Origin of the sequence: Variovorax atrisoli 110B, assembly GCF_000382045.1 — a bacterium.
Classification (GTDB): domain Bacteria; phylum Pseudomonadota; class Gammaproteobacteria; order Burkholderiales; family Burkholderiaceae_C; genus Variovorax; species Variovorax atrisoli.
In genome coordinates, this window is the sequence record NZ_KB907450.1 from 312,175 (window position 1) to 323,406 (window position 11,232).

Below are 11,232 nucleotides of genomic sequence, written 5' to 3' on the forward strand. Positions count from 1 at the left end.
CATTGGGAGAGAAAGAGATGAGGATCAGGAAGTTGCCAGCACGCGCAGTCGTGTCGGGCCTCGTACTTGCACAGACCATCGTCCACGCTGCGCAGTATCCGCTGGCGCAGGTGCCGCGAAATGCCGCGGTCGCAGAGCCCGCGCCGAACGTGATCGTTTCGGTCGACAACTCCGGAAGCATGGACGGCAGCGGCATGGCCACCCTGCGCGCTGCGCTCAAGGAGAACTTTTCCGAGGCCAACATGCCCGATCACCGCATCCGTCTGGCCTGGCAGTCGCTGAACGACGACCACAGCGATCGCAACTGCGCTGCATTCCGAAACGCCGAGCGTCCTTGCCTGATCGGCGGACGCGTCAACGCGAACCTGATGCGTTCGCTGGACCGGACGCACCGAGCCAATTTCATGGCCTGGGTCGACGCCGTCCAGGCGACGGGCGGCACGCCTCTTCACGAGATGATGGCCCGCGCCGGCGAGTACATGCAGACCACCGGCCAGCACAGCCCCTTCTCGGATGAGCCGGGCGTGGCTGGAGCCGCGCAGTCGAGTTGCCGCAGGTCGTTCCATATCTTCATGACGGATGGCGACTATTGGCATCCCACGGGTTTGGAGAGCTTCATGCCCGCGGTTGCCAATGAAGATGGCTCTCGCCGCGTCCTGCCCGATTCCACACGCTACGAGCCGCGTGCACCCTATGCCGACAACTTCGGCAGGACGAAGCGTCCGACGCTCGCCGACTTGAGCTTTCACTACTGGGCCACCGACTTGCAGCCGGGGGTGCCCAACAACCTGAGGAAGATCATTGCCGAGCCCGGCGACGCGACAGTCGGAAGCGCCAAGCTCCCGGAGTACTGGAATCCCAAGAACGACCCGGCCACCTGGCAGCACCTGACGACTCACTTCATCGGCTTCGGTGCCGCGGGCACGTGGTGGTCGTCGCCGAAAATCTCTGCAACTGCATCGCAGCCCAGCTACAGCGGAGACTATGCCCGCCTGGTCGACGGCTCGATCCGGTGGCTGAACCCGTTCGAGGGTAACGACCGCATGGACCTCTGGCATGCCGCCCTCAACAGCCGCGGCACGTTCACGCCGGTTTCCCATGCCCAAGCCTTGAGCGGTGCCTTCAAATCGATCCTCGGACAGGTTCTTGTCAACACCAGCACACCGCTGACGTCGATCTCGGCAAACGCTTCCCGGGTCTCGACCAACACTTCCGTCTATCGGGCCGGCTACGACACGGCCGACTGGTCCGGCAGCCTCAGCGCCACGAAGTTCGGCGCCGACGGCAAGCTCTCTGCCAAAGCCGACTGGTCGGCGCGTGATCTGCTCGATACCCGCATGGCAAGCGCTGGCGCACACGACCGGGATCGCAATGTGCTCAGCTTCTCAGGCACCACGCCTGCGTCGGGTGGGCGTGCGGCGACGACCGGCGCGGGCGTGCCGTTCAGGTGGGCCGCCTTGAGCGACGTGCAGAGAGCCGCGCTCAAGGCCAGCGCCGACACCGGTCCCGAAAGCGCCGCCCTGGGTCGGGCCGTGCTCGACTTCCTGCGCGGGGACCGCAGCAACGAGGGCGCCGGTCGCCAGTTCCGCAAACGCGGCCACGTGCTCGGCGATATCGTGGGCTCCAGCGTCTGGTATTCGGGACAACCGAAAAGCGGCTTCACAGGTAACGCCTATGCCACGTTCGCAGCAGTCCCTCGCGCGCCGATGGTCTATGTCGGCGCCAACGACGGCATGCTGCACGCCTTCAACGCAAGCACTGGCAAGGAGGCGTTCGCCTACGTGCCCGAGGGCCTCTACGGCACGGCGGCGGCGCCGAATCTCAAGCGGCTCAGCGAAGGCGGCTACACCCACCGGTACTACGTCGACGGGAGTGCCTTCGTCGCCGACATCTACATGGGGGCGGCATCCTCGGCCAGGACGACCGACGCGCAGAAGGCGGCCCACTGGAAGTCGCTGCTCGTGGGCACCCTGGGCGCGGGTGGCAAGGGGTACTTCGTACTCGACGTCACGAGGCCCGAGAGCATCGACGAAGGCAATGCCGCCGCCGTGGCGCTGATCGACACGACCGGGCTTGCGGACGATGACCTGGGCCATCAGTTCCAGCAGCCTGCGATCGACGCCTTCTCGGGGCGGGCGCTGCAGGTCGCACAGTTGAGCAACGACCGAAAGGCCCTGATCCTGGGCAACGGCTACAACAGCAGGAGCGAGAAGGCGGTGCTGTGGATCCAGTATCTCGATGGGGACAAGGAGATCCTCAAGATTCCCGCGCCGACCACGCAGGCGAAAGACACGGGCAACGGCCTGTCCGCGCCACGTCCGGTGGACCATGACGGCGACGGCAAGGTCGACCTTGTCTACGCCGGCGACCTGCTCGGCAATCTCTGGAAGTTCGATCTCAGCAGCACCGACAGCCGCCGGTGGAAGGCCACCATGGGGCCCTTCGACAGGCGCCGCGCGGCCGGATCGGAATCCGCCTCCGGCCTCGACGACAAGCCGTTGTTTGCAGCAGGAGCCAGCCAGCCGATCACGGCGGCGCCTGTTGTGGTCGGGCATCCCCACGGGGGCTACATGGTGGTGTTCGGCACCGGACGACTTTTCGCCTCGGGTGATGAAGGCTCGACTGCGGACCAGTACCTGTATGGCATCCGGGACCTGGCCAACGGAAGCTCGGGCACTGCGGCCTTCACCGATCTCGTGGCGCAGACCATCGGCGACGCTTTCGTCACTGAGGGCGACGCCGAACTGCGCACCGTCTCCCGCAATGGCGTGAGCTTCGGCGGTTCGCGGGCCCGGCGTGGCTGGCATCTGAAGCTGCCGGTGGCCGGCGAGCGCATCGTATATCCAGGTGACGTCCTGGGCAGCGGCGTGGGTCTGTTCTCGACAACCATCCCTGGTTCGAGCAGCAATTCGGTCGACTGCGCCGCCGGCACGGGCGACGACGGGTGGTCGCTGCTGATCGACTTCTTCAGCGGCTCCGCACCGGCAGGCATTTCGTACACCACATCCGGTGCGGTGGGCGCCTACGCGGGCTTCAGGAACCGCTCCGGCAGGGACGACCTGGTCCTGCAGCCGCAGAACCGGCAGAAGGGCCAGGACGTGATCTGCAATGCCGCTGGCGACTGCAAGTCACCCATCCGGCCGGACATCGTGCGCCGATTCGGCTGGCGCAGTCTGATTTCGAGCGACTGAAACGGAAACCATGGACAAGAATCCCAGAGCACAAGCCCGCCCGCGGGCTCGTTCGTGCGGCTTCACGCTGATCGAACTCATGATCGTGACGGTGGTTATCGGAATCCTCGCTGCCATTGCCTACCCGAGCTACACCCGCTATGTGCTGCGGGCCAAGCGCGCGGACGCAAAGCAGCAACTGCTGCAGGCGGCGCAATGGAACGAGCGCTACCTGACAGCCAACGGCAAATATCCGCTCGGCAGCGTCGGATTGCCCTCCGGGCTGAAGCAGTCACCTTCGTCCGGGTCGGCCAGCTACAACATAGGCTATGTATCTCGCAGCGAAACCAGCTATACCCTGCAGGCCGTACCTCAAGGCGCGTCAGCCGCAGACGAGTGCGGAACGCTGACGGTGAACCATCGAGGCGTCAAGCTGGCCGCAGGGCGGACAAGCAGCGCGGATTCATTGGTTCAGCTCTGCTGGACCCGCTGAATTCGGGCGGGGAGAGGAGGTAGGGGCGCGCGGTGCGGCTCAGATGTCGCGCAGCAACTGCCTGAACTCGTCCACGTCCTCGAAGCTGCGGTACACCGAGGCGAAGCGCACGTAGGCGACCTTGTCGAGCTTCTTGAGTTCGCGCATGACGAGCTCGCCGACCTTGGTCGAATCGATCTCGCGCAGGCCGCTGGCCAGCAGCTTCTGCTCGATGCGCAGCAGCGCGTTGTCGATCTGCTCGATGCTCACGGGGCGCTTGCGCAGCGCCAGCATCATGGAGGCGCGCACCTTGGTCGAATCGAAGTCGGCGCGGCTGCCGTCCTTCTTCACGACCACGGGAAAGTTGACGTCGGGCCGTTCGTAGGTGGTGAAGCGCTTGTCGCAGGCGCTGCACTGGCGGCGCCTGCGGACGAAGTCGGCGTCTTCTGAAACGCGGGTCTCCACGACCTGCGTTTCAAGATGGCCGCAAAAGGGGCATTTCATGCGGCCAGGTCTTCCTGCTTCTCTCTACGAGCCGACAACAGGTCAGCGGTAGACTGGGAAGCGGCTCGTCAGGGCATGAACCTTGGCGCGCACCGCTTCGATGTTCGCCGCGTCGCGCGGGTTCTCGAGCACGTCGGCAACCAGGTTCGCCGTGATGCGGGCCTCTTCGTCCTTGAAGCCGCGGGTGGTCAAGGCGGGGGTGCCGATGCGCACGCCGCTGGTGACCATGGGCTTTTCCGGGTCGTTGGGGATCGCGTTCTTGTTGATCGTCATGTGGGCGCTGCCCAGCACTGCTTCGGCTTCCTTGCCGGTGATGCCCTTGGAGCGCAGGTCGACCAGCATCACGTGGCTTTCGGTGCGTCCGCTCACGATGCGCAGGCCGCGCTGGGTGAGGGTCTCGGCCACGATCTGGGCGTTCTTGACCACCTGTTGCTGGTAGGCCTTGAACTCGGGCGACATGGCTTCCTTGAACGCCACGGCCTTGGCGGCGATCACGTGCATCAGCGGGCCGCCTTGCAGGCCCGGGAAGATCGCGCTGTTGATCGCCTTCTCGTGCTGCGACTTCATCAGGATGATGCCGCCGCGCGGGCCGCGCAGGCTCTTGTGGGTGGTGGAGGTGACCACGTCTGCGTGCGGCACCGGGTTGGGGTAGACGCCCGCAGCCACGAGGCCGGCGTAGTGGGCGATGTCGACCATGAAGATCGCGCCGACGTCCTTGGCCACCTTGGCGAAGCGCTCGAAGTCGATGCGCAGCGAGTAGGCCGAGGCCCCCGCGATGATCAGCTTGGGCATGTGCTCATGCGCCTTGCGCTCCATCGCGTCGTAGTCGATTTCTTCCTTCTCGTTCAGGCCGTAGCTCACCACGTTGAACCACTTGCCGCTCATGTTCAGCGGCATGCCGTGGGTCAGGTGGCCGCCTTCGGCCAGGCTCATGCCCATGATGGTGTCGCCGGGCTTCAGGAAAGCCAGCATCACGGCTTCGTTGGCCGAGGCGCCGCAGTGCGGCTGCACGTTGGCCGCGTCGGCGCCGAAGATCTGCTTGATGCGGTCGATGGCCAGCTGTTCGGCCACGTCGACGTGTTCGCAGCCGCCGTAGTAGCGCTTGCCCGGATAGCCTTCGGCGTACTTGTTGGTGAGCTGCGAGCCCTGGGCAGCCATGACGGCCGGGGAGGCGTAGTTCTCGCTGGCGATCAGCTCGATGTGGTGTTCCTGGCGTGCGTTCTCGGCTTGAATCGCGGCCCAGATTTCGGGGTCGGTCTGTTCGACCAGGATATTGCGTTGGTACATGGCAGTCCTTTGAAGACGAGGTCCTTGTTCTTCAACCAAACAAGGGCTGCCCAGGCGAACGGCTGAACGCCTGTGTGACCAGGCGGTACGCTTCCCAGTGGTATTCCACGTCAGCGCGTGGCACCTTGACGGGTGCTGCGCCTATCGCCAGTCGCGTACCGCTCGAGTGTAGCTCAGCAGGCCGCACCCGCGCTGCCGAAACTCCTTCAGGAAACGGAAGACAGCAGGGCCACCTTGGCGGGTTCGCCGCCTTCCTCGCGCTTCGCGGGAGGCGCGACCACCGGGATCGGCTGCGGCCGCACGGTCGGCGGCGTGACTGTGGACGGCGCGCGGCCGTTGGCGACCTGCAGCAGGCGCTCGTGCTCCGCCATCACCTTGGCCGCGTAGCCGCCATCGTCCTCGAGGTTGGCCGCTCCCACGTAGTAGCGCAGTCCGCCTTCGAGCGAGCCGGCGCGGGCGATGCATTCCTGCAGCACCTTGACGCCGACGCGCATGTTGGTGACCGGGTCGAAGGCGGTGAGCGTGCCGCCCGCGCTTTCGTACTTGTCGCCGTGAACGCGCGTCATGACCTGCATCAGTCCCTGGGCACCGACCTGGCTCTGGGCGAAGGGGTTGAAGCTGGATTCGACGGCCATGATCGCGAGGATCAGGGTCGGATCGATCTTGGTGCGCTTGCCGATGCCATAGGCCTCAGCCACCAGCACGCTCAGCGGCTCGGCGGCCACGCGGTACTTCTTGCTCAGCCAGTAGGCCACGGCCGCCTGCTGCTTGGGCAGGTCGGCGGGGCTCGCAGCAGTGGTGCGCTCGATGGCCGTGGGCTCGAGGTCCGTGGCTTCGGGCGCGGGCTTGCGCGACTGCAGCCAGCCCATCAGTTCCTCTTCGCCGGTCTTGCGCAGGTCGGGCCGCGCCACCAGGGCGAGGGCCGCGAACACGATGGCCAGGCCGACCAGCGCGAACCCGTTGTGCGTGATTTCAAAAAAGCCGTCTGCCACGTCGGACAAGAAAGTCCGTAGCCCGCGGGCCGTGACATCAAACGCCTTATTCATCGCTCTTCCTTTCTGTGCGGCACCTGGTTCGCAACGCCATGGAAGGCGAGGGATGAAGGCAGCGGCGCTTGGATTGGTACGAATCAGGCTCCGCGCATGGAGTGAAGGGGTTGGTTGGGTGCGCGGTGACCTGATCAAGCCGGGGAACCCGGCAGCGGTTTCAGGTGGCCCCTCTGCGTCGGGCAGTCAGGGCAGCGCGGATTCTAGCGTGGCTAAATACCCGGTCAAGCATAAGCATTTGTTTTCTTATGCTAATAATTGTTTAAAAAGTTGGCCGCCACAGAGGCGTTTCGGCTTAGGGGAAATCCCTTTGTAAAACACGTTTGCAATCGGAGGGAGCCACGCCTAATCTGAACGGGCCTGGATTTTCAGGCGTTCTTCCGAGGCCCGGGAAACCCGAGGTGCAAGTCCGAGGGTTCGGCGGTCGAGGAGCCACGGTGGCAATCTCTTGCTGCCAGCACGGTGGGAACCATCGACTTCCCGTCGCGCGAATCGATGGCATGGGTTTTGGGCCCGCCATCAAGCCCGGTGAGAAGACGCTCGTCGACTCACCGGGCTTTCTTCATTCTGGAAACTCCGCGATGGACTGTCTGCGGTATTTCTCCCGCAGATGCGCGTGCGTCCTTTCTGCGTACGCAGCGCCGGCGCATGTTTGCGGCACACTCCAGCGATGGACGTAGCTTCGATCAAACAGAACAAATGGGTGCGGCGTGGGATCGTCGCTTTGCTTGCGCTCCTGGCCTTCTGGGTCATCGCATGGCTGGCGGTGCCGCCGATCGCCAAGAGCCAGCTCCAGAAGATCGCAAGCGAGAAACTCGGCAGGCAGGTCACCGTCGGCAAGATCGACTTCAAGCCCTGGACCCTCGAACTCACGCTGAACGACCTGCGCGTCGCCACCGCCGACGGCAGCAAGCCGCAGGTGGCCGTCAACCGCATCTACGCCGACGCCGAGCTGCAGTCGATCTTCCGCCTCGCACCGGTGATCGACGCCGTCACCATCGACGGCCCGGCCATCCTGCTCACGCACCTGGCCGACGGCAAATACGACATCGACGACATCCTGGCCAAGCTCTCGGCCGGGCCGCCGCCCGACCCGAACGCCAAGCCTGCGCGCTTCGCCATCTACAACATCGCCATCAATGGCGGCTCGGTCGACTTCGACGACCAGACCGTCAAGCGCAAGCACGAGCTGCGCGACTTCGTGCTGAAGGTGCCTTTCCTGAGCAACCTCGATTCCAAGCGCGACGTCAACACCGAACCCAAGCTCGCGTTCGCGCTCAACGGCAGCAAGTTCGACTCGGCCGCCTTCACCACGCCTTTCGCCGACAGCCGCAAGACCGACGCCCACGTGCAGTTCAAGGGGCTCGACCTGATGCCCTACCTCGGCTACATCCCCGGCGGGCTGCCGGTGAAGCTGCAGGCGGGCAGCCTCGATGCGGATCTGAAGATCGCCTTCGAGCAGGCGGCCACCACCGGCCTGAAGATCACCGGCACCGTGGAGGCCCACGCCACCAAGGTGGCCGACGCGCGAGGCCGCGACCTGCTGGCCTTCGACTCGCTCAAGCTGGGGCTGGCCGACGTTCGGCCGCTGGAGTCGGCGTTTCACCTCAGCGAGGTCGCGCTGGCCAATCCGCAGCTGGCGGTGGCGCGCGACGCGGCCGGCAAGCTCAACCTGCTGGCCACCGACCCGGCCACCGGCGCGGCGGAAAAGGTCGCTGCGCCGCCCGCAGCGGCGGCGAGCGCACCGGCCGCGGCAGGCCAGCCGGCGCAGAAGCCGGCGCTCAAGGTGCAGGTCGACAAGGTCGCACTGAGTGGTGGCCGCATCGGCTGGCGCGACGAGACCGTCAATCCGGCCGCCGCCGTGGACCTCACCGGCCTCGGAATCGACGTGTCGGGCGTCACCTGGCCGATGGAGAAGCCCGCCGAGTTCAGTGGCAGCACCGCCATCGCAGGCGCTTCGCTCAAGTTCAAGGGCAGCGCCACCGACAAGGTGGCCGACGTGCAGACCGAGGTCGAGGCATTGCCGCTCTCGCTGGCGGCGCCCTACCTGGCGCAGAGCCTTGAACCCACGCTCGACGGCAAGCTCAGCGGCCAGATCGACATCGCATGGGCCCAGCCCGACCTGAAGTTCAAGGCGCGCCGCGTCGCCGCCGACGGCCTGGCGCTGACCCAGGGCAAGACCGCGCTGGCGAGCGTCGGTCGCTTCGAGCTCGTCGATGCCGAGGCCGACATGACGAAGCACACGCTGAACGTGGCTTCGTTCACCGCGACCAATCCCAAGATCCGCGTCGAGCGCGACAGCGAGAAGCGCTGGATGTTTGAACGCTGGCTCAAGACACCGGCCGGAGGCGGTGCCACGAAGGAAGCCGAGGCGAAGGTCGCCGCGCCCAAGCCCGCGGCCGCCGAGGCGCCCCAGCCCGGCGCCAACACCAAGCCGTGGGCGCTGACCATCGGCACGCTGGCGGTCGACAACGGCGCGCTCTCCTATTCAGACAAGGCCGGCGCCGCCCCGGTGACGGTGGAAGTCACTGCCTTCAAGCTGCACGCCCAGAAGCTGGCGCCCGAAACCAGCGCGACCTCGCCGCTGGAGGTGTCGGGCCGCATCGGCTCCGGGCGCTCCGACCCGGGCCGCTTCGACTACAAGGGCAACATCGTGCTCAAGCCGCTGGCGGCCGAGGGCAGGGTCGAGATCGCGTCGTTCCCGGCGCACGCCTTCAAGGCCTACTACGCCGACGCGCTCAACATCGACATCCGCCGTGCCTTCGCGAGCTATCGCGGCACGGTGCGCTACGCGACCTCGCCCGCAGGCATGAGCGTGAAGCTGGCCGGCGACACCGCGCTCGACGACTTCCGCGCCAACAGCGTCTCGCTGACCCAGTCGCCCGGATTCGACCGCAACAACAACCAGTTGCTGAGCTGGAAGACGCTGAGCCTGCGCGGACTGCAGGTCAGCATGGCGCCCAATACGCCACCGAACGTGGACGTGCGCGAGACCACGCTGACCGACTTCTTCGCCCGCGTGATCGTCGACCCGACCGGTCGCCTGAATCTGCTGAGCCTGACGAAGAAGGGCGAAGCGGAAGCCGCTGCCGCAGCGGCGGCCGCTGGAGAGGCCAGCACGCGCAAGGGCCCGGATGGGGCGACCACCACGACGACGGCCGCCAAGGCATCTTCGCCGAAGGCTTCCGCCGGCAGGCCGATGTCGGCCGAGGAAATGGTCGGCGCAGGGCCGGAACCCGCGAAGCCGGTGGCGGCCGCGACCGCCGCCGCCCCGGCGGCCCCCGCCGATGCGGGGCTGGCGCCGGTCATCAACTTCGGCCCGATGAGCCTGGTCAACGGCAAGATCGATTTCACCGACCTGTTCGTCAAGCCCAATTACTCGGCCGACCTGAGCGAGCTGACCGGCAAGCTCAGTTCCTTCTCGTCCAACCCGCCAAAGGGCGAGAGCGGCCGGCCTGCGCTGGCCGACCTCGAGCTGCGCGGCAAGGCGCAGCAGACCGCCGCGCTGGAGATCACGGGCAAGCTCAACCCGCTGGCCAAGCCGCTCGAACTCGACATCACCGCCAAGATGCGCGACCTCGACCTGGCGCCGCTGTCGCCGTACTCGGTGCGCTATGCCGGCCACGGCATCGAGCGCGGCAAGATGAGCATGGACGTCAACTACAAGGTCGCGCCCGATGGCCAGCTCACCGCCACCAACAAGCTGGTGCTCAACCAGCTGCAGTTCGGCGACGAGGTGGCCGGCTCCACCAACAGCCTGCCGGTGAAGCTGGCTGTTGCGCTGCTGGCTGACCGCAACGGCGTGATCGACGTCGACCTGCCGCTCAGCGGATCGCTCAACGACCCGCAGTTCAGCATCGGCCCGCTGATCTGGAAGGCAGTGGTCAACCTGGTCGTCAAGGCGGTGACCGCGCCGTTCAGCCTGCTCACGGGCGGCCTGGGCGGCGGCAGCGGCGAATCGAGCGCCATCACTTTCGAGGCGGGCAGCTCCGAACTCAGCGCTTCCGCCAAGGAAAGCCTCGACAAGGTCGCCAAGGCGCTGACAGACCGGCCCACGCTGCAGATGACGGTGGTCGGCACTTCCAGCCTCGAGAAGGAACGCGACGCCTACCAGCGCCAGCGCGTGCGCCAGCTGGCCTATGCCGAGAAGCGCCGCGTCGCGGTGCGCGGCGGCCAGACTGGCACCGACGTGCCGCCCGTGACCGACGCCGAATATCCCGAGCTGCTGACTGCCGTGTACAAGCGTGCCGACATCACCAAGCCGCGCAACATCGTCGGCCTGGCCAAGGACCTCCCGCTGCAGGACATGGAAAAGCTGCTCTTCGCCAGCGTGCCCGTCGACGAGGAGTCGATGCGCCAGCTCGCGGTGGAGCGCGGTGCGGCGGTGCGCGACTACCTGCTGGCCAAGAACGTGCCGAGCGAACGGCTCTTCCTGGGCGCGGTGCGTACCAGTGCTAGCGGCAGCGACTGGAAGCCCGGCGCCGAGCTGAGCCTCACCATGAAGTGAGCCAGGGGAGGGTGCGGGGAGGGCGACGCGCGGTTGGTCGGCGCTTCGTCGCACTCGCCCGGACTTGCCCGCCCCTTGGTTTTTCGCCTGGGCTTGCTATATATGTAGTCCGTCAGCCCCCGGCCCACGGCACCGCGCAGTGCCGCCGTTTCATGGCGGAATTCAGCGAGCGGCGCCAAGTGGGTCAAAATGTCGATCTGCGCCGGCCTTTGCCGGCGCCTTCGCTTTCTCCACCAAGACAACGAT

Annotated in this window: 6 protein-coding genes and 1 riboswitch; of the genes, 3 read left to right on the plus strand and 3 right to left on the minus strand. The window is 66.2% G+C overall.

What is annotated here, in order from left to right:
* The first annotated feature begins 17 nt into the window (after positions 1-17).
* Together G369_RS0101485 and G369_RS0101490 are read left to right on the plus strand one after the other, a co-directional pair.
* On the plus strand, positions 18-3,191 hold the full coding sequence (locus tag G369_RS0101485; RefSeq protein ID WP_019652204.1) for a PilC/PilY family type IV pilus protein: 3,174 nt from the start codon (positions 18-20) through the stop codon (positions 3,189-3,191).
* A gap of 10 nt (positions 3,192-3,201) precedes the next feature.
* A complete protein-coding gene (locus G369_RS0101490; protein WP_019652205.1) occupies positions 3,202-3,663 on the plus strand; it encodes a type IV pilin protein in 462 nt (153 codons plus the stop codon).
* Positions 3,664-3,702: 39 nt separating this feature from the next.
* On the opposite strand, the gene nrdR is transcribed toward G369_RS0101490, so the two are convergent.
* The 3 genes from nrdR to G369_RS0101505 all read right to left on the minus strand — a co-directional run bounded on the left by nrdR (position 3,703) and on the right by G369_RS0101505 (position 6,479).
* Entirely contained in the window at positions 3,703-4,146 is a 444-nt protein-coding gene (gene nrdR, locus G369_RS0101495; protein ID WP_007836918.1) for a transcriptional regulator NrdR, read from the minus strand.
* Between the two features lie 42 nt (positions 4,147-4,188).
* Positions 4,189-5,433: a serine hydroxymethyltransferase gene (glyA, locus tag G369_RS0101500; RefSeq protein WP_019652206.1), complete on the minus strand. Its 1,245-nt coding sequence runs from the start codon at positions 5,431-5,433 to the stop codon at positions 4,189-4,191.
* Positions 5,434-5,474: 41 nt separating this feature from the next.
* A riboswitch (ZMP/ZTP riboswitch) is annotated at positions 5,475-5,598 on the minus strand.
* A gap of 41 nt (positions 5,599-5,639) precedes the next feature.
* Positions 5,640-6,479: a lytic transglycosylase domain-containing protein gene (locus G369_RS0101505; RefSeq protein WP_019652207.1), complete on the minus strand. Its 840-nt coding sequence runs from the start codon at positions 6,477-6,479 to the stop codon at positions 5,640-5,642.
* Between the two features lie 670 nt (positions 6,480-7,149).
* Between G369_RS0101505 and G369_RS0101510 the strand changes: the two genes are divergently transcribed.
* Positions 7,150-10,986 (plus strand): DUF748 domain-containing protein, encoded by a 3,837-nt coding sequence (locus G369_RS0101510; protein WP_026346138.1) that lies wholly within the window; start codon positions 7,150-7,152, stop codon positions 10,984-10,986.
* Positions 10,987-11,232: the final 246 nt, after the last annotated feature.

What these genes read in the sequence shown, in the direction of transcription:
- G369_RS0101485 (WP_019652204.1), top strand. Translation starts at nt 18, where the DNA reads ATGAGGATCAGGAAGTTGCCAGCACGCGCAGTCGTGTCGGGCCTCGTA.
- G369_RS0101490 (WP_019652205.1), top strand. Translation starts at nt 3,202, where the DNA reads ATGGACAAGAATCCCAGAGCACAAGCCCGCCCGCGGGCTCGTTCGTGC.
- nrdR (WP_007836918.1), bottom strand. Translation starts at nt 4,146, where the DNA reads ATGAAATGCCCCTTTTGCGGCCATCTTGAAACGCAGGTCGTGGAGACC.
- glyA (WP_019652206.1), bottom strand. Translation starts at nt 5,433, where the DNA reads ATGTACCAACGCAATATCCTGGTCGAACAGACCGACCCCGAAATCTGG.
- G369_RS0101505 (WP_019652207.1), bottom strand. Translation starts at nt 6,479, where the DNA reads ATGAATAAGGCGTTTGATGTCACGGCCCGCGGGCTACGGACTTTCTTG.
- G369_RS0101510 (WP_026346138.1), top strand. Translation starts at nt 7,150, where the DNA reads ATGGACGTAGCTTCGATCAAACAGAACAAATGGGTGCGGCGTGGGATC.